The organism is Pseudomonadota bacterium, from assembly GCA_039033415.1.
Classification (GTDB): domain Bacteria; phylum Pseudomonadota; class Gammaproteobacteria; order Xanthomonadales; family SZUA-38; genus JANQOZ01.
This window is the reverse complement of the sequence record JBCCCR010000002.1, coordinates 129,612-149,612: the sequence shown is the minus strand read 5'-3', so window position 1 is coordinate 149,612 and position 20,001 is coordinate 129,612. Positions and strand designations below refer to the sequence as shown.

10 protein-coding genes are annotated in these 20,001 nt (G+C 62.2%); 5 read left to right on the top strand and 5 right to left on the bottom strand.

Translation table 11 applies throughout. The annotated features are described in order from the left end of the window. The first annotated feature begins 48 nt into the window (after window positions 1-48). Window positions 49-1,674: a tetratricopeptide repeat protein gene (locus AAF358_02220; GenBank protein ID MEM7704334.1), complete on the top strand. Its 1,626-nt coding sequence runs from the start codon at window positions 49-51 to the stop codon at window positions 1,672-1,674. 6 nt (window positions 1,675-1,680) lie between these two features. Here AAF358_02220 and AAF358_02215 read toward each other — a convergent pair whose 3' ends face one another. Next, window positions 1,681-2,982: a hypothetical protein gene (locus AAF358_02215; protein ID MEM7704333.1), complete on the bottom strand. Its 1,302-nt coding sequence runs from the start codon at window positions 2,980-2,982 to the stop codon at window positions 1,681-1,683. Between the two features lie 306 nt (window positions 2,983-3,288). On the opposite strand from AAF358_02215, the gene AAF358_02210 reads away from it, so the two are divergent. The 4 genes from AAF358_02210 to AAF358_02195 all read left to right on the top strand — a co-directional run bounded on the left by AAF358_02210 (window position 3,289) and on the right by AAF358_02195 (window position 12,023). Beyond that, window positions 3,289-4,446, top strand: coding sequence for an HDOD domain-containing protein (locus tag AAF358_02210; protein ID MEM7704332.1), 1,158 nt, complete (start codon window positions 3,289-3,291; stop codon window positions 4,444-4,446). Window positions 4,447-4,455: 9 nt separating this feature from the next. Then, window positions 4,456-7,467 (top strand): sigma 54-interacting transcriptional regulator, encoded by a 3,012-nt coding sequence (locus tag AAF358_02205; GenBank protein MEM7704331.1) that lies wholly within the window; start codon window positions 4,456-4,458, stop codon window positions 7,465-7,467. Next, window positions 7,464-10,787 carry a two-component regulator propeller domain-containing protein gene (locus tag AAF358_02200; protein ID MEM7704330.1) on the top strand — a complete coding sequence of 1,108 codons (3,324 nt, stop codon included), beginning with the start codon at window positions 7,464-7,466 and terminating at the stop codon, window positions 10,785-10,787. The genes AAF358_02205 and AAF358_02200 overlap by 4 nt, the downstream gene beginning before the upstream one ends. 300 nt (window positions 10,788-11,087) lie before the next feature. Continuing rightward, window positions 11,088-12,023, top strand: coding sequence for an EAL domain-containing protein (locus tag AAF358_02195; protein ID MEM7704329.1), 936 nt, complete (start codon window positions 11,088-11,090; stop codon window positions 12,021-12,023). A 229-nt stretch (window positions 12,024-12,252) separates the two neighbouring features. On the opposite strand, the gene AAF358_02190 is transcribed toward AAF358_02195, so the two are convergent. The 4 genes from AAF358_02190 to purT all read right to left on the bottom strand — a co-directional run bounded on the left by AAF358_02190 (window position 12,253) and on the right by purT (window position 20,000). Beyond that, window positions 12,253-15,012: an ATP-binding protein gene (locus tag AAF358_02190; GenBank protein ID MEM7704328.1), complete on the bottom strand. Its 2,760-nt coding sequence runs from the start codon at window positions 15,010-15,012 to the stop codon at window positions 12,253-12,255. A gap of 254 nt (window positions 15,013-15,266) precedes the next feature. Continuing rightward, a complete protein-coding gene (locus AAF358_02185) occupies window positions 15,267-17,231 on the bottom strand; it encodes a M1 family metallopeptidase (protein MEM7704327.1) in 1,965 nt (654 codons plus the stop codon). 109 nt (window positions 17,232-17,340) lie between these two features. Beyond that, complete coding sequence (locus AAF358_02180; protein MEM7704326.1) at window positions 17,341-18,642, bottom strand: hypothetical protein; 1,302 nt, start codon at window positions 18,640-18,642, stop codon at window positions 17,341-17,343. Window positions 18,643-18,797: 155 nt separating this feature from the next. Further along, a complete protein-coding gene (purT, locus tag AAF358_02175; GenBank protein MEM7704325.1) occupies window positions 18,798-20,000 on the bottom strand; it encodes a formate-dependent phosphoribosylglycinamide formyltransferase in 1,203 nt (400 codons plus the stop codon). Window position 20,001 lies beyond the last annotated feature (1 nt).

Genomic DNA, 20,001 nt, shown 5'->3' with positions numbered 1-20,001 from the left:
CCCCTATTGACCCTTAATGTCCTGATCTGCCCCCGGTAAACTATTCCGGTGCGAGAAAAAACGGAAAAGCCCGGCCTCAAATCCTGGAAGGCGATCGCTCGTTATCTGGGGTGCAGCGTGCGCACCGCGCGTCGCTGGGAAGCCACCGAAGGGCTCCCGGTGCACCGCCAGCAGCACGTGAGTCGCGCCAGCGTTTACGCCTACGAAAGCGAGCTGGACGCCTGGCAGCGACGAGGGGAGCTGAATCAACGCCCTGCCGCTATTGAACCGACGGCGGTTGCCCAAGATACCGAGCGATCCATCGCTGTCCTGCCCTTTGAATTTGTGGGCGGCGAGCAGCAGCAGGAATACGTTGCCGACGGACTGACCGACGAAATCATCAGCAAGCTGTCGGGGTTGCCGGAGCTTCGGGTGACCTCCCGGACATCCTCCATGATGTTCAAAGGCGTGAAGCGTGAGGCCCGGACGATCGCCGGCCAGCTGAAGGTGACGCATCTTCTTGAAGGAACAACGCGTGTAGCGGGTGACGCGCTACGGGTGTCCGCCCGGCTCATCGAGCCTCGCCGCGATGAGCAGCTATGGACAGCCACATTCGACGGCACGCTGGAAGACATTTTCTCGATCCAGGAAAAGGTCGCGCGAAGAATTGTCGATGCGCTGGAACTCCATCTGACACCGGAACAGAAGCGCTCGCTGTCCACTCGTTCTGTGGACGACACGGTGGCTTGGCGACTCATGTTTCAGGCCCGACAGGAGGCTTTCCGCTGGCGGCGCGAAGCGATCGACCGAGCGGTGGAGTTGCTGCACCGGGCGATCGACATTGCCGGATATAACCCGCAGCTGCTCGGCTCCCTCGGCCGAACCTGGCTTCAGTACCGGGAGGCGGGCATTGATCTCAGCGAAAAACCGCTGGCGGAAGCTGAGACCTGTGCCCGTCGAATCCTCGATCAGGACCCTGCTGCCGTTGAGGGTCTGCAGCTCAAAGGATGGCTGGCCTACACACGCGGAAATGTTGCCCAGGCAATCGACTGCTTGCGCATGGCGATTGCCGCGGAGCCTGACGACGTCGATTCGCTGTCGCTGCTGGTCAACTGCCTGCTGATCGCAGGAATGCTGGACGAAAGCGAGGCGCATGTTGAGCGTCTGCTGTTGATCGACCCGCTGACGCCGCTCACCAGCTGCATGCCGGGGTGGAAAGCGGTACTGCAGGGCCGTTTCTCCGCCGCCATCCAGCCCTACGAGAAAATGCTGACGATGGATCCTGCCAATCCGTTTGCCCGGCTCTTTTGCATCTGGGCCTACGTGCTAAACGAAAGGCATGAGCAGGTGGCGGAGGCCTTTGCGGAGTTCCCCGAGGAAGCGATGGGACACCCCGCGGTGCAGGTTGCTGCGTTATTCGCCGGCAAAAGCAAAGGCCCGGTGGCGCCCCACACCGAGGCTGCGGCCGCGGAAAACGAAATGCTGGCGCGAACCTTGGCCCAGGGACTGGCCGTGGCCGGAGACTATGACGGCGCTGAACGATGGCTGCGGACGGCCATGGAGCGGGGCTTTACTAACTACCCCTACCTCTCGTCGTTTGATCCGTTTTTTGCGCCCCTTCGGGGGAGGCCCGCGTTTGAGGAATTGCTGAAGGAAATGCTCAAGCGCTGGGAGGCGCTCGTCAACGCCACCTGAGGCGGGTCAGTTTTCGAATCCATCGCGAAACACGTCGCGCGCCGGATCTCCGCCAGCAACGCGAAGCGGTCCCCTGTTGTTCGGATCCAGCCAGGGCTGCAGGCGCTGATTGTCCCCGCTCCCCCCAAGCCAGCTCGCCCCAAAACGTCCGTAGCAGTCAAAAGTGATAGACGAACATGACGCCGTGCCACCCGACAAGAAGCCGATGACACCTTGATTGTCTGGATGAAACAGCGCCGAGCCCGAGGAGCCACGTTCGGTGGTTCCGTCCTCCCAGTTGTCGACAACCCAGTGGGTGTTGTCGCCGTTGGCGATACAGTTATTGCCGTAGCTGAGCGGGTCGGTGTTGAAACTGATCGCCTTCTCATCGACGCCCGGGTGATGAATCGCCACGCTCCCCTGCGGGATGTCCTCCGATCGGTCCCAGCCGGCCCAGTAAGGATTGAACGACGGTGGCGGCGCTGCGCTGAGCTCGAGCAGCGCCACGTCGGTGTCGCGCCGGCTGGCGCGGAACTCGGCGCCGGACACCGTTTGTAGTCGGGAGCCACCGCCAAGCTGTCCGCAGCTCGGCGACTCATAATTCCAGATGGTGACCACCGAGGCGGCGTTGCCCGGCGTCACGCCGCAGTGAAACGCGGTCAGAAAAAACGGCGCAAAGGTGCCCTCCGCGTCCATGATCAGCGTGCCGGTGCAGGTATCGATACCCCGGACGGTGTAAGCCGCCACGGCGCGGATCGGGTCGCGCCAGGGCTCTCCTTCCGGGCACACGACGTCATTGTTGCAGGCTCCCTGTTTCTGCAGGCCCGGCCCGCCATAGAGTTTGAACACATCGCGGAAACCGACGCCAACCTGGGTGAGGTTCAGCGCCAGCTTATCTTCCGCTCCGTCGGGCACAAAAAGTTCCAGCGTCGCGACGGGCCCCGGGATCGGTGCCGACCAGAATTCGCCATGCTGACGGTTGTCACGATGCGTGTACGCACCGTCGTAGTACCCCGGCATCACGTCGGTATCGCTCAGCAGGTGCAGCGTTGCGCCTGGAGGCAGGTGTAAGCGGCGGAAGCCAAAGTTCAGGTCGGTGGCGCCATCGGAACGAAAGGTAAGGCGCCAGAGCCGGCCGCCCTGCGTAGCGGTCCAGGTGCCATGGGTCGCAACCGAGATGTCGGTGGCAACCGGAACGGCAAATGCTAGCGGCTCAGCATCTTTATCGGGAACCTTAAGCAGCGTCTTCGCCTGCGATGCGTGCACCTCTTCGGCGAGCGCCGGCAGCCGATATTCTGCGGCCGGCGCCAACGCCTGTCTCTGGCTCATTGGCGGCGCTCCCTGCCGGGCGCTGACGCTATCCGCAACGCTCATAAAGAGGACAGCCGCCAAAAATGACACACGAAATCTCATCAAAGGTTCTGCTGCTTAATCGAAAGTCCGAACCCTAGCCAAAGATGGCTCCCAAAGTTGTGAACAACGTCACTGCGGCCCACCGGGACTGCTCGCCGGAATCTCAATCGAGACCTGACCGGCTGTCAAAAGCGCCATCAACCAAAATTTTGGCTACTGGCTAAAGCTTTTGCCACCGCGCGCCGTTATTTCGGTCTGCGCAGTAAATTGTGGGGAATCGGAGTGACTGACTTACTGCTGGTGGGAGAACGCGACGAGGCGCTGCTGAACATTCAGCGGTTTGTCGGCGCGCGCGAGCCCGACTGGTCAATTCTCCACAGCGTCAACGGGTCCGGTGCCCTCGCTCAGCTCAAAAACCGCACCAGCGATATTGTTCTGGCTCGCCTCGGGGATGTCGACGAATGTGAGTCGCTGTTCTCAGAGGTGGGAAGCACCACGCCGGGCGCCATTCGACTCGCGCTGTCCGAATCGCCCGCCGTCCGAGTCAAAGGAGCCCACCAGATTCTGGCGGGGGGTGCTGATCTGGGTGATCTCCACATGAGCCTGCGCGCAGCAGCCAAGGTTTCCTCGCACTCCTCTCAACACAAAAAGCTGCAGCGCATCATCTCTCGGTTCCAGGAAGTGCCTTCGCCTCCGGTACTGTACTTCGATATCCGCGAGCAGCTGGACAGCGCGGCTGGGACGGCGGCCAAGATGGCGGAAATTGCTGGTCGAGACCCGGCGCTGGTCGCCCGAACGCTCAAAATTGCCAACTCAGGTTTTTACGCCCGGCCAGGCACCGTAGGGGATCTGGCTGATGCGATCACCCTGATGGGCGCTGAAACGCTGCTCGGGCTTGTCCTCGCGGCCCACCTGTTTTCCGGCATGCCGCCGCCGGGCCTGCGCCTGGACATGCTGTGGAACCATTCTTTTGAAGTATCCATGCTGGCTCGCGCCATTTGCCGGCTGGAGGAAGGCTCGAGCGCAAACGCGAGCCACAGTTTTTTGGCTGGGCTGCTGCATGACATCGGCCTGATCGTCCTGTTTCAGAATGAATCCGCCACCTACCAACCCATGTGGGCCGATTGTGCGGGCGATGAAAGTGAATTGGCTCGGCTGGAACGCGAAAATTTTGGTATCTCCCACGGTGAGCTGGGTTCGATGGTGCTGACGCTCTGGAATTTGCCGGACCCGGTGGTGGACGCTGTCGCCGCCAGCCATGCGGAGTCGTTCAACGAACCACTTACGATTGTTTCGCGATCGGTGCTGGCCGCCGAGTGGCTGCTGAGCCGCAACGGTAGCCCGGAGCCGGACGCGTTGCCGCCCGCGCTGGGTGAGGTGTCCCGCGAGAGTCTGGCGAGCTGGATCGAGGCTCGTGACGGCCTGGCGGCCCAAGGCTAGGGGACTGCGATGCAGCAACCTGATCTACTGCTCGAGTTCCTCGACGTTTTCCGCCACCTGGCCAGCGCCCGCCAGGCGACGCTGGCGCTGCACCTGGAGCCCCTGGAGCGCCGATCCCTATTTCTGGCAAACGCCGGCGATGCGGAGGCCTTGCCGGAGCTGATCGACGAGGATGCCGCCTGGCAATTTGTCTCAAGCCATCTGAGCACCGAGCCCGACGAAAACCCGGTAACGGAGTTTGCGAGCGCCGAAGCCGGCGGTACGCTCCTGCGGGTTTCTTTCCGACGTCTGCTACCACAGCCCATCTCGGCCCGCCGCGAAAGCGGTGAGCGTCGCCAGGATCCGGTGGTTCGTACCGCACCACCCTGTGATGGCGCGCTCTGGATCGGCATGCGCGACGCCAAGCAGGTGGCTCGCCTGGTGGCCGAGCTGAAGCACGATATCGAGGACGGTGCGAGTACCGAGGCGGCGCTGGAGATGTTGACCGGCGTGTGTTTTCGCATGGCCTGGAGTGTCTATTACCTGTCGAGCCTGACGTTGGACCCGGTGAGCCGTTTACCTGGTCGCACCCACATGCAGGTTTTTCTCCGCCGCGCGATCAGCGCTATGCGCAGCAGCAGCCGGGCGATCTCGCTGATGCTGATCAACCCCGATGATTTTGCCATGATCAACTGCCGGCACGGCCGGGGCCGTGGGGATGCAGCGATTCGGGAAATAGCCGGCAGCCTTGAATCGACGCTCCGGTCTACCGATGGACTGTTCCGCTACAGCGGCGCCGTGTTTGCCGCGGTCCTGCCGGCGACCGACCTGGATCAGTCGCGCGTCACCGCTGAAAAGGTTCGGCGGGAGCTCTCCTCTCACGGCTATCTCGATGACGACCTGCCGCTGACCTTCAGCGTGGGAGCGGCGGTAGCGCTGCCTGACGATCTGGAAAATTTCGACGACCTGGAACGTATGCTGTGTGACGGCGCTGACGCCGCGCTCAACAGCGCGCGCCTGTCCGGCGGTGCCCAGAGCCGCGTCACCGGTCTCAAGCTGGAGGACCATGAGCGTGCCGCCATGAATCCTTTGACCGGGATCTTTGCGGCTGACACGGAAAAAGACTACCGCAACATGCTGCTGCTTTGGGACACGGTGGCCCTTGTGTCGACCCAAAATGAACCGTCAGCGATTGCTGCTGCTTTTGTCGACCGGCTCGCGGTGGCGTTCCGGCCCGACCGGCTCGGACTGCTGCAACGTGGCGAAGAAGGGTTCGAAACCATGGCGAGCAGTTTGCGTGACGAAACGGCTCCGGATAATCGGGTTGCCGGTCGGCCGCTGCGGCTTAACGAGCGCAGCGTAAAGCTGGTTGCCGACGCGATCGAAACCGGTCAGGTTGCCCGCTCTTTGCCCAACGGATCCGGCGCGGCGGCCTACGCGGTACCGCTGGTATCCAACAATCAAAATCTCGGCTGCCTGTTTATGGACGGCCGGGCGGACACGCTCAAAATCGATTCTTCCGACGTCGTGTTCCTCAATGCGCTCGCCTCCCAGATGGCGGTGGCCATCGACCGTGCCGAGCTGGCGTCGCGCCAGATCGAAGAAAAAGATCGCGAAAGCCGCAGCCTCCGTCGGGAGGTGCAGGGTCTGCGCAAGGCGTTGAACCACAGCAAGCTGGTTTATCAGTCGGATGCAATGCACGACATACTCCAGCTGCTCAGCCGCGTGGCGCCCACCGACGCAACGGTCCTGATCATCGGCGAAAGCGGCACGGGTAAAGAGGTATTGGCACAGTCGGTACACGAGCTGAGCAATCGTCGGGATGAGCCGTTTGTCGTGTTTGACTGCGGCGCCGTGGCGGCATCGCTGCTGGAGGCGGAGCTGTTTGGCCACACCAAGGGTGCCTATACGGGCGCAGACCGTGCCTCCGAAGGCCACATAGCGCGCGCGGAAGGCGGCACGCTGTTCCTGGATGAAATTGGCGAGCTGCCCCTGGCCATTCAGGCCAAGCTCCTGCGATTTGTACAGGAAAAACAATTCTCGCCGGTCGGTAGCGCCAAGACCCGCAGCGTCGATGTTCGTATCGTCGCCGCGACAAACCGGGAGCTGGACAAGGAGGTGGTGGCCGGGCGTTTTCGCGCGGATCTCTACTACCGATTGCGGGTGATCGCCGTGGACGCCCCGCCGCTCCGAGAGCGGCCGGACGACATCCTGCCCCTAGCGCATTACTTCATGGAAAAGTTTGCGGCGCAGAACGGCAAACCGGTGCACGAGCTGGCCGCAGACGTGGCGCAGAAGCTTCGCCAGCACCACTGGCCAGGGAACGTACGTGAGCTGCAGAACACCATCCTGCGCGCGGTGCTGACGCACCATTCGGGCACGCTGGACGCAGCGAGTATCGACCTCCAGGCCAGCGGCACGCTGTCGGTTGCGCCGGCCCCCTCCGCTTCACCAGAGCCGTTACCGGTACAGCCCTCGGTGGTGCTTCCCAAAGTGCCTGCCCTGGCGGCCGCCCAGCCAGCAGCCGAACCCGCACCGACCCACATAGCGCCAACCGCCGCGGCTCCAATACCGGCCGGTGACCCGTGGCATTCGCTGCAGCAGGAGCTGGAGCGTCAGGTAGAGCTCGCGGTGGCCAACAACGAACGTCGACCGGCGCCGCTGGGTCGGTGGCTCAGCGAGGACCTGATCCTGCACGCGAACGAGGTCTGCGGCAGCGTTGCCCGCCAGGCCGCGCAGCTGGTTCAGGTGCCCGAGTCCACCTTTCGAAGACAGCTTGAGAAAGCGAGCGCTGACGCCGCCAACGGTGTTCAGGTTCGTTCGGACAGCTGGGCAACCGTCAGACCGCTGATCCGTAAGGTTGTGGAGAAAGGGGGTCAGAAAGAAGGGGAAGACGGAAACCTGCTGGATCGCTCAAGACACACGCTCTTGCGCTGTGTCAGATCCAAGGTGGGTGGCCGCACCGCCGCCGCCGCTTCGCTGATGGGCGTGACGCCCATGACCTACAAGCGTTGGCTGGCCGATCAGGAGAATCGATCATGAACGCTCCCTCCCGCGCCGGCCTTCGTGCCGGTCTTGCTTTGGTTGCGCTGCTGGTCAGCAGCTACAGCGCGGCGCTGACGCTCGAGTCGGCGGCTCGCAACATCCGGTTTGCCAATCTGTCTACCGAAGACGGGCTGTCGAGCGAGTTCGTAAACGACGTTGTGCAGGATGGACGGGGCTACATCTGGTTTGCGACCCAGTCGGGTCTTAATCGCTACGACGGCCACGAGGTGAAGGTTTACGAACACCGGCCCGATGACCCTCGATCTCTAAGCGACAATTTTCTCCGGGCGCTGATGGTGGACAGTGACGGTGAGCTCTGGGTCGGCTCGGGGCGCGGCCTTAATCGCTACGATTCGGCCACCGACTCCTTTGATCGAACGCCTTTTGGTGGACAGCTCGCCTTTGCTCGGATCCGGGATGTGATGGAGGACAGCAACGGACGGATCTGGGTCGGCACGGTCGCTATCGGGCTGGTCGGCATCGAGCGTGATGGGAGCGACATTCGCTATTACCGCAACGACCCCGAGCGTTTCGATTCGCTGCCCGACGACAGGGTGATAGCCATGGCGGAAGATCGTCGTGGATACCTTTGGGTGGGGACCGACGGCGGAGGACTGGCTCGCCTGAATCGCGACACCGGGTCGTTCACGCGGTTTGTCCACGACCCAGAGGATTCGACGAGCCTTGGTCACAATGAGATTCGTTCTCTGTTTGAAGACTCAGAAGGCCGGCTGTGGGTCGGCACCAGCGAGCGCGGCATCAGTCGCTTCAACCCCGATACTCAGCAGTTCGATCGCTTCCAGCACGACGATAACGACCCTAACAGCATCGGTGCAGGCCAGGTCCCGGCGATTTTCCAGGACAGCGCCGGCACGCTTTGGGTGGGTACGGAGTCTGGCCTGGCGGAATGGCGACCGTCGATGGCCGCTTTTCTGACCTATAAACGCGACCCGGCGAACCGGTATAGCATCACCAACGATCGCATCAACGCAATCATGCAGGACGCGTCCGGTGTTCTGTGGGTTGCAACTCACGGAGGCGTGAGCGTGTGGAACTACGTCAGCGACACGTTTGCGCAGTACGGGACCGAAGGCGGGTTCCTCAATGCCGACATCGTGACCAACATCGCCGAGGAGGTCGACGGCACGGTGTGGGTCGCAACCTATGGCGGCGGTCTTTCCCGGATTAATCTCGACACCGGTGACGCTCGCCACTATCGACACCGGCCCGATGATCCCAACAGCCTCGGCGATGATCGGGTGATGGCCGTCCACGTCGATCGAAGCGGCACCGTGTGGGCTGGAACCCGCACCGGCGGCCTTTGCGAGCTCACGAGTGATGACTTTTTCACCTGCTACCGCTCGGACCCGGAGAACCCGCGGTCACTCAGCGGCAATGCGGTGACCAGCCTGTTTAGCGATCGCGCCGGCAGTCTCTGGATCGGTATCTGGGAAGGCGGTCTGAATCGCATGAGCATCGAAACCGGCGAACCCGTCTTTGAGCGATTCCAGCATGCCAGCGACGACCCGCAATCGATCAGCAGCAACCGGGTGCTGACCATGGCTCAGGATTCCGAGGGCTTGCTCTGGGTGGGCACGGAAAGCCACGGCCTGAACCGTCTCGATCTGGCCAGCGGCCAGGTCCAACGTTTCGATATCGAGGAATACGCAACCAACGAGGGTGTCGACCCCGTCAGCGGAACCCCCTGGGCTATCCATTTCTCCCCGGACGGGGATATGTGGATTGGCACCATGGCGCAGGGCCTGCTTCGCTGGACACTCCGAGATCGGGCGGCGGGTTTGCCGAAGTTCCAGCGCTTTGGCCTGGCGGACGGTTTGGCGTCGGGAATTTACGGCATCGCCGAAGGCGGAGATGGCCGGCTCTGGTTGAGCAGCAGCCGTGGCCTCTTTGGCTTTGACCCCAGACGCCAGAGCGTGCGGAAGTTCGATCGTAGTAACGGTCTGCGCAACAACGAGTTCAACCAGGGCGCGCGCCTGGCCAGTCAATCAGGCCGGCTGATCTTCGGCGGCACCGCAGGCCTCGTGGCCTTCTCACCGCGCAACCTGCCGTTTAACCCCCATCCACCGGCGATTGATCTGGTCGCACGCTCGCGGACCGAGCGGCTGGCAAGGTCGGGCGCCGCCGAGCTGCCGCAGGTCGAGCTATCCTATCGGGACCCGTTCGTCGCCTTCGATTTTGTGGCGCTCGACTATGTATCTCCCGACAAGAACGCCTACCGCTACCGGCTCCAAGGCTATGACAACGAGTGGAACGAATCGACGGAGATGCGAACCGCGATCTACTCTAACGTCTCGCCGGGCAACTATACGTTCCAGGTGCAGGCCTCCAACAGCAACGGCATCTGGAATCAGGAGGGGGCGTCGGTCATGCTGACCGTCAGTCCGCCGCCCTGGCTGACCCCGCTGGCGTATGCCCTCTACGTCACCGTCGTAGTCCTCACTCTGGCGCTATTCATCCGTAACCAGAAGCGTCAGAAACAGCAGGAGGTCTCGCGACGACTACACCTGGAACAGATCGTTAGCGAGCGCACCAGCGAGCTGGCCGCACGCAACGAGGAGCTCATATCCCTCAACCGGCAGATCGAAGACGCGAGCTTTACCGATCAGCTAACCGGGCTGCGCAACCGGCGCTTTGTCCATCGGTTCATCGAAACGGATCTGTCTCGGCTCAGGCGCCAGAACCATCCGCATGACGAGGCGGCAGCGGAGTCCACGTCAACGCAGGGGCGGCTGCTCTTTGTCATCATGGTAGACCTCGACGGCTTCAAGCCCATCAACGATCGCTTCGGGCACGAAGCCGGAGACCAGGTGCTCAAGGCCGTATCCGACCGCCTGAGCGCGTGCTGCCGGGCGTCCGACGCGCCGGTCCGCTGGGGTGGCGATGAGTTCCTCCTGTTCGGCTATTCCGATACCTTCGCGGGCATTGAGACGCTGGCAGAAAAGGTGCGAGCGACGATTTGTAATACCCCCTATCTGCTGCCCAGCGGCGATACGGCGACACTGTCGGGCTCCGTCGGCGCTACGGCCATGCCTTTCGTCGAAAGCGATCCAGAGCTCGTGGGTTGGGAACAGGTTGTCGCCGCTTCGGATGTCGCTGCTTACCTGGCGAAAAACAACGGACGAGACGCCTGGGTCAGCATCCGCGGCTCTTCGCTGCTCACCCAAAAAGACCTTGTGGACATGAAGGAAAACCTGCCGCGTTTGGTCGACAGCGGCAAGGTTATTCTCGACAGCTCTACCGGGGCGGAGCTCAGCCTCGAGGACCGAACGGTCGCCCGCATGACTTCCGTCGCCTGATGGCTGCCCGCCAGTCCTACTGATTGAGGCTCCTGCTTGGAACCCTGAGGCTTTCCGACTCGTTAGCGTTGCGCGCGCGTGCCTATCCATCCGCCGGTTTTTCCCAGACACCCGAATTTTGGTGCAGCCGCGCCGAAATGTTGCTGCAGCCAAAATAATGGTGTGTGACGTTACGTTGGCCGCCCGAGAGAAATCATTAACCTATTGAAATATTTGTCTTTTTAGGGCTATCGGGTCGATGTGGCCCTTTTGGCATAGCGCTTGCTACCTGTTGGATAGGCAGAAAACTGCGTAAGCGCTATGGCTCACCAACACAACATCCTACCGTTTCCCAAGCCGACCACTTTTGAGGCCGGTCATATGAGTGCCGACCTGTTGCGGGCTGATGCTGCCAACCCGGTAAACGCATTACGATCACCCAGCACCGCACTGCGTTCCGTGCCCAGATCGTCGTATTCGATGAGCATGGAGGACGTGAAGCGAGCGATCGACGACAACCGCGTGGTCGTGCAATACCAGCCGCAATTCGACGTAGAGACCGGCCGCCCGGTTGCCGCGGAAGCGCTGATTCGTCTGCTGGACGAGCAGGGCGAACTGGTGATGCCCGAGCGGTTCCTTCCGGAGGCGGTACAGGACCGGCTGATTGTGTGGCTGGGTCGAGCTGTCCTGCGCCAGGCTTTTGCTGATATGGCCGACATGCGACAGCGCCGGATCCGGATCGACCGTGTCGCCGTCAAGGTTACGGCGAATCAGATGGAGCTGGATGTCTGGCTGCCTGACTTTATCCAGACCGAACTGGCCGGCAATGGTCTGAGACACATTGACCTGGAGCTTGAACTGACCGACGGCAGGCATCTGTTGAAGACCGGTGGCGCCTTGGAACGGCTGACAGTGCTGTCTGATCGTGGCTGCCGAATTGCGCTGGATGAAGTGAGTGTCGGACACACCTCGACCGACGTCCTTCGGCAACTCCGCCTCAGCGCGATTAGGCTCGATCCTTCGCTGCTGCAGGAGATCGAAGCCAACCCGCTCAAGCAAGAGACGCTGCAGAGCGTGATGCAGCTCGCGGGCAGTCTAGGCCTGGAAGTGGTCGCTGAAGGTGTCGAATCGGCGCGGCAGCAGATTTTGCTGAGGCAGCTTGGCTGTGATCTCGCACAGGGGTTTGGCTACGCACGTCCCATGACCGCCGCGTCATTGATGGGTTTTATGGTGGCCAACACGAGCCTTGTGCCATGAGCGGCGCGGGGCACAGTCACCGTCAGGCAATGTCGGAGGGCGGTTTGCTAGACGGCGCTTTGGCTGACGGTCAGGCGTGGCTAGGTTTCCTGCCCGATGAGCTAGAGCGGGAGTTTGAGTTTTGCCGGCGGCCGCTCACGGGAAGTTTGGCCGGCCAGTTACGTATCCCCGAAGGTTGCTCCTATCCAGCTGACCGACGAGTGGTCTGAGGCGGCAGGCTAGGCTCAGGCTAGGCTGCAACCGGCTTGAACTCCCGCAGCGCCTGGATGGCTCGGTCCAACGCCTCGGGCAGCTGCTCGAGGATTTTATTGATCTGATCAACGTCGCTGTCCCGCGCGGCCAGCTCGATAGACTGGCAGAGCTTCTTGACCGAGATCACACCCAGGCTCGCGCTGGTCGACTTAAGCTCGTGGGCGCACGCGCCCACCGCTTCCATGGTGCTTCCGCTCAAAGCCTCACGAATCCTTTCGATGTTATCCGGCGAGTCGGCGATGTAAGACTGGACGACTTCCTCAACCCGATTTCCCATCACCTCTTCCAGTTTGGTCAGAATGCCTTCATCCAGGTCGGTGTCGGGCTCGTCCGCAGGCCGAGCGACTGGCGCCGCCTTTGACTTGGGAGATGTCTGTATCGCCGGCTTGGGGGCAGCTTTTGTCGCTGGGGCTTTTGTGGCTAGAGCCTCGCCCATGCTGTCCTCACCGGCCAGTAGTCGCCGCAGCGTGTCGGCGATCAGGTGACGATCCAGCGGTTTGGACAGATAGGCGTCCATGCCAGCGCCAAGGCATTTTTCCATGTCCCCGGACATCGCGTTGGCGGTCATGGCGATAATCGGCATCCGCTTCAGCCCGTTGCGTTCCTCAATCTCACGCCACTTACTGGCGGCCGTATAGCCATCCATCACGGGCATCATGCAGTCCATCAACACCGCGTCGAAGCCGCCTTTCTCCATCATGGCCAGCGCCTCCTGGCCGTTCAGCGCAACGTCGAACTTCAGCCCCAGCGACTCCATCAGGCTGCTGGCAACGTTGAGGTTGATGTGGTTGTCCTCCACCACCAGCACCTTGGCGCGAATGGGCTCTTCTTCGGTGAACTCAGCCGTTTCCAGGGCTCTGGAAGCCGCCGTCGCCGGCTTGTCCGGTGCGGCTTTGACGAGGCCGCTAATCGCTTCGGCCAGCTCCTCGGTGGAGCAGTGTGAGGTGACCGCCGCAATCTTCGGCACCTCCTCCAGGGCCGGCGGCACCTTTCCCCCGGCGTTCATGATTAGACAGGGTTTGGCGATCTTGGGATGCGTGCCAAGCTTTTTGGCCAGCACCAAGCCCTGGGGGCCAACTGATGTGGCGTCGATCGCCAACAGATCGAAATCCCAGTAGCCACCATCCTTGTGGCCTTTCTTGACCTTCTCCACGGCCTCTTTCGCGCTGGTCGCAAGATCAACGTTGCAGCCGCTGTTCTGGGCAAAGCGGGAGGTGCGTACCTTGAAGGTGTCGTCGCTCGAGACCATCAGCATCCGCATGCCGGCGAGCTGCCGGGCTTCCGGCGCGATGTCGCCGACCGCCTTTTTCAGGGGTATTTCAAACCAGAAATTTGAGCCTTTACCGACGGCGGACTTAACGCCGATCTCGCCGCCCATGAGCTCCACCATCTGTTTGCAGATCACCAGCCCCAGGCCACTGCCGCCAAAGTTTCTGGTCACCGAGGCGTCCGCCTGAGTGAAAGGCGTGAACAGCTTGTCCAGCGTCGCCTCGTCCATGCCGATACCGGTATCGACGATACGGAACCGCAGCCGATACTCCGCAACGGTTTCGGCCACCGCTGACACGGTGATCCGGACACTGCCCTCTTCAGTGAATTTGACGGCGTTGCTGACCAGGTTAGTCAAAACCTGGCGAAGCCTCACCGGGTCTCCTCGTACGGCCACCCGAACGTTGGATTCAAGCTGACTTTCCAGCGCCACATGTTTGCGCCGGGCTGACCCGGACAGCAATTTGGTGACGGAATCGAGTAGATCGCTCAGATTAAAACCGACGGTTTCGAGCTCAAGCTTGCCGGCCTGCATCTTGGAGTAATCGAGCATGCTGTCGATGATCGACAGCAGGTGGCGCGAGGACGCGAGAATGGTGCTCATGTGCGCACGCTGCTCCTCGTCCAGCTTGGAGCCTCGCATGAGGTCGAGCAGGGGAATAATGCCGTTCAGCGGCGTGCGAATCTCGTGACTCATAGTGGCCAGAAATTCGTCTTTGGTGAGCGCCGCCTGCTGGGCCTGGCGATTGAGCTCACCCATTTCCTCCCGAATTGCGTCGCGCTCGCGGGCCATGCGATGACGGGCACCCTCAGCCTCACCCATCTGGTCCATAGCGGTCTGTACCTTCTGCTCCTGGTCCTCGGTCTTCAGCCTGAATGCGGTGCGCTCATCGAACAGGCCGTTCTCCCGGCTCGTGACAACCGCGACCACGCCGAAGGCCGCCAGCGTGGCGACCGCGCCAAGGCTGGTTAGCAGATCATCGACAGAAACCCGGATCAGCAGCGGCAGCAGGGCCGGAAGCAGAAAAGCCAGCTGGGCGAGGAAAGAGAACGACAACAGCACCACGCCGCCGGCCACGGCCGCGAGAGTTAATACCGAAACGAGATACAGCGACTGCGTGCTGCCCGGCTCGACCAGCAGCGCGCCGCACGCGCCCCAACCGACGCCTGCGCAAATTGCATACCCGAGCACCTGCTGGCGCCAGAGGTCGACGTCGGGCAGGCCTGTCTTGTCACGTTTCGCGAGCTCCCGAAACACCAGCACGGCGCCGCAGAGCGCCAAAAAGTAGCCCGCCGCCAGTCCGCCGTAAAGTGGCGTTCCGGTGACCGCAACGTAGATACCCAGCGCAACGCCGGGGAGCAGCACGGCCAGGTGAAAGAGAGCAAAGCGTCGGCTCCAATGTACGGCGTCAAGGGCGCGTCGATCAGCCAGATCCAGCTGATCTTTATCAGAGGTTGTTGTATTCAAGAGTCTCCCCCGAGCCTCGTTGGGCGTCCGGTCAGACGGCGCCCGATAGGGTTTTCATCATATTGACATCGATCCTAGCGCCGGGCTTGAGGGCTTCGCAAGAGCGGCTGACATAGGTTCACATTTGCTTGCTGCACAGCAACTTGCGTGATTTCCCTTACAAATGTCGGCGCGGATGGTCGAAAGTTGAGCGCGCTTGAGGGCCGGGCGGCATCAACTCAGCCACCCGTCATTCGTGGTGCTCGTGGGAAGGGTCAGTTCGTCGCGTTAATAATCTGACTGTTTCGTTTCACCGTGAGCGGGTGATAACCGGCCTTGGCCGCTTCAAAGATCCGTTCAGCCTCATCGCGCTTGCCAGCGTCGACCAGCGCCTGATACAGCGGGCGCAAAAACTTGTTGCGCCCGATGGTCGTGAGGAAGTTTTCCAGCCGCGCGTCTGCGGGCGCATACTCGTTACGAACCGCGATCATCAGCCAGCTGAAAGCAATCTCGTTGTTGCTCGATTCGGTCAGCAGAAAGGTTTCGTCCAGCTCGGTGAGCTGGGACTCCGTCAACGTTTCGGGCATACCATCCAGAAAGTGTTTCCACTGATGATAGGTCCAGCCGTCGCTGGAGATCAGGGATGCGCTTTGCTTGCCCTCAAGCCAGGCGGTGCGCTGGGCGTCGATTGGGTTGAAGGCATCCGATTCCGGAGCCGGCGAACCCGCCGGCAACCCCGGCTCGAAAATCCACTCCCGGATGCGCTCGCGATCCAGCTGGTCGGCGTGATCCACCAGCAGCGTTTTGTCCAGATGGGCGAGAAAAGCGTCGGTGTTCAGGCTCTGAAATTGGAAGGTGTTGAAGTAGTCGAGCAGAAAACGGTCGAAGGCTTCGCGTCCAATCTGCTGTTCGATTTCATAGAGCATCAGCGCCCCCTTCTCATAGGGAATACCCGAGAAGGCTTCATCCGGGTCGCGGCCCCGAACGTCGAGAGCGAGCAGCTGATCGAGCGTTTCCATACCGGCCATTTCGGCGACCAGCTCGCTGTAACCCAGCGCCATTTCCATGCGGTACCGCTCGTCGCCGTAGACAAACTGCATGATCCGGTTGGTCAGATACGTGGTAAATCCCTCGTTGAGCCAAAGGTCGCGCCAGCTCGCGTTGGTGACGAGGTTGCCGGACCAGGAGTGCGCCAGCTCGTGGGCGATCAGGGCAACCAAACTCTTGTCGCCAGCGATGACCGTTGGGGTGATGAAGCTCAAGCGCGGGTTTTCCATGCCGCCAAAGGGAAAGCTGGGCGGCAGGATCAGCAGATCGTATCGATCCCACTGGTAGGGACCATAGCGCTCCTCGGTGGCCTCCAGCATCGCTTCGGTATCGGCGAACTCAGCCGCGGCCGCCTGCAGGATTTCCGCCTCGGCATAGACGCCTGTCCGCTGGCCCATGGCCTGGAATTCCAGATCGCCCACCGCCAGCGCCAGCAGGTAGGACGGAATGGGCTGCGGCATGGCAAAACGGTAGACGCCCTCAGCCGAACGCTCCGGACTGTTGTTGGCGCTCATCACGGCCAGCAGCGCTGCCGGCACGCTGATGGTGGCGTTGTACGTAAAGCGTACGGCGGGCGTGTCCTGCAGGGGGACAAAGCTTCGCGCGTGAATCGCTTGAGCCTGCGTGAACAAAAAAGGATGCCGTTTGCCCGCGGTTTGCGCCGGCGTCAACCACTGCAGCCCGGACGCGCGGGGCGACGTTTCGTAGGCGATTTCCACCAGCGTTGCGCCCTCGGGCATCTCAATTCGAAGCGCTGAGCCGAGTATCGGGTCGGCTTTGCCGACCGAAAAAGGCACTTCAGTGAGCCCTTCCATACCCCCAGCTCGGACCCCGCTCACGCTCAGGTCTCGGGTATCGAGTACCAGCTCGGTGCCGTCCTCTCCCTGTCGCTCCACGGAAAGCGTGGCGGTGCCTTGCAGGACCCGCCGTCCAAATTCGACCGCGAGGTTGAGGTCGAGATGCCGGATTAGGAATTCGTGGGTCCTGGCATAGGAGTGGTAATCGGCGCGTGGGTCCAGCGGCTTGGCCTCATTGGCCTCACTGTCCTGCTCAAAGCCCGACTCCGTCATTGGCGCCTTTGGCGCCGCGTCGGCTGCGTCAGCTGTCGTCTGTGTTGATTGATCGTCGGTACAGCTGGCGATGAACAGCAGTACCAGCAGCAGGCTGAGAGCGATGGCACTTCGGTGGATCACGCGATACTCCTGGAGGGTCAAACGCAGCGGCAAAGGGTAACAGATCGCCGGCTAGAACCGGATAACGCTAGCCAGTCATACGGCCATCCTTGGCCTTCTTAGTGTGCTGCTAGTCCTCGTAGCTATCGTGAAAGATGTCGTCGGATGGGGGGGCAGGTAGCGCGAACAGGAACGCTGCGCCCGCCTCATCGACGGCTGCAGGATCGTGGTCCGGCGCACCCACCACGCCGAGCCCATCGCCCAGGGCCACAGCAAACCCGGCGCCGTCGAACGCAGTGCCCGCCATAGGCGTGAGCTTGTCCACCTGATTCCAGCTATCGCCCCCAAGCTCACGATGAAATACGTAGGCGGCGCCAGCGTCTTCGCCGCTATCATCGTCGTTGAGTGCGCCCAGCAGCGCCTCACCACCGCCCAGGGCCACGGCAAAGCCAAACTGGTCGCCGAGACCGGCATCGAGGGCGCTAAGTTTGTCGGTTTCCAGCCAGACATCGCTACCCGGCTGGCGTTGAAAGACGTAGGCGGCACCGCCGGTATGATCGGGGTCATCGTCGAAAGGTGCGCCGACCAGCGCCAGGTCACCGTCGATCGCGACCGAAAACCCGAGCTGATCGAGCTCGTCACCGTCGCTGGCCGCCAGCGTCGCCACCTCCAGCCAGCCGCTGTCCGTACGTCGGAAGACAAACGCGGCGCCCTGGTTGTTGACGCCTTCGTGGTTGTGTTCCGCGGCACCGACCAGCACCGTGTCCCCGGAGATGGCAACCGCGCTGCCAAAGCGGTCGCCCCGCTCGCCGTTGCCTGCGGTTAGCTTGGCGGTTTGGAGCCATTGTTCCGTACCGGGGTTTCGTTCAAAGACGTAGACCGAGCCGCTCTGCGTGCCCAGGTCATCGTCTTCGGGCGACCCGACGACGAGCAAGTTTCCGGAGATCGCCACCGCGCTGCCAAAGAAGTCGCGAAATGCGCCGTCGTCGGCGAACAGTTTTGAGCTTTGCGTCCAGGCGGCGCGGCCGACGGCCGCTCGGCGAAAAACATAGGCCGCTCCCCGATCATTGCCCGCTTCGTCGTCGAAAGGCGCGCCGGCGAGCAGCCAGTCGCCGTCGATCGCCACCGCAACGCCGAACTGGTCGCCGGCAAAGTCATCATCGTCCGGGATCAGTTTGCTCGAGAATTCCCAGGCGCTGCCGTCACCATTCTGCTCGTAGACGTACACCGCGCCGGCATTGGCCCGCACGCTGTCGTTTTGCCAGGCGCCGCTGACCAACGTCGGACCCGAGACGGCCACGGCGTAGCCAAAGCTGTCGTCAGCCTCACCGTCGGGCGCGGTGACCGTAGCGAATTGTGCTGCTGCTGCCGTCGGCAGGGCCACAACGAGCAGCAGGCCCCGGAGCACGGGGATAAGTTTTCGATGATTCATGGGGGTGACTCCTTCTTCTGCAGGCGTCAGCGGGGTCGATGGAACGACCCGAAGGCGCCGTTAACACTGTCGGTTTCCCGGGTAAGCGAAATTGCTGACCGGAAACGACAGCGGCAGAAGAAGAAGAGGAGCTTAGCGTGGCGGGCTGAAGCCCATCAGGGCGGCCAGGGTGAACCTTGACGGGTGAGTGGCCTGATCTTTTCGGCGGAGCGGGTGGCCTTGGCGCGAGCGGCCTCGATCGAGCTATCGATGGCCATGCACACGCCCATCCGCCGCCGACCTTTGACCTCCGGTTTACCGAACAGGCGAAGGTCGGTGCCGGGCTCCGCCAGCGCTGCGTCGACACCGCCGTAGACCGGGGCTTCGCCGTCACCCTCCAGCAGCACCACGGCCGAGGCTGAGGGCCCCAGCTGGCGGATCTCCGGGATCGGCAGGCCAAGGATGGCGCGGACGTGGAGCGCAAACTCCGATAAGTCCTGGGAGATGAGCGTCACCAGGCCCGTATCATGCGGTCGGGGTGAGACTTCAGAAAACAGCACCTCGTCACCGCGGATGAATAGCTCGACGCCAAACAGCCCGTGGCCGCCCAGCGCCTCGGTAATGGTTCTAGCGATGTCTTCCGCTTTGTGCTGAGCGAGGTCGCTCATCGGTTGGGGCTGCCAGGACTCGCGATAGTCGCCCAGCTCCTGGCGATGCCCGATGGGCGCGCAGAAAGCGGTACCGTCTCGATGGCGCACAGTCAGCAGGGTGATCTCGTAATCGAACTGGACGAACCCCTCAACGATACAGCGCCCGGCACCAGCGCGTCCGCCGCTCTGCGCATAGTCCCAGGCCTCCTGAGCCTGCTGGGCATCACGCACGGTGCTCTGACCTTTCCCCGACGAGCTCATCACGGGTTTGATCACAAACGGGAAGCCAAGCTCTTGGATCGCCTGCTCGTACTCAGCCTGAGTGTCGACAAAACGATAGGGTGAGGTCGGCAGGCCCAGCTCTTCGGCGGCCAGCCGCCTGATGCCCTCGCGATCCATGGTCAGTCTCGCCGCACGGGCTGTGGGGATAACCCGAAAGCCCTCCTGCTCCAGCTCCAGCAGGGTCGGGGTATGGATGGCCTCGATTTCCGGCACGATGAGGCTCGGACGCTCGTCCTCGATCACCTGGCGAAGCGCGGCCGGGTCCAGCATATCGATCACGTGGCTGCGGTGAGCCACCTGCATCGCCGGCGCGCTGGCGTAGCGGTCAACGGCGATCACCTCAACACCGAGGCGCTGGGCTTCGATCACCACTTCTTTGCCGAGCTCGCCCGAACCGAGCAGCATCATACGAACAGCCTGGGTCGACCCGGGAGTAGCAAGATCCATA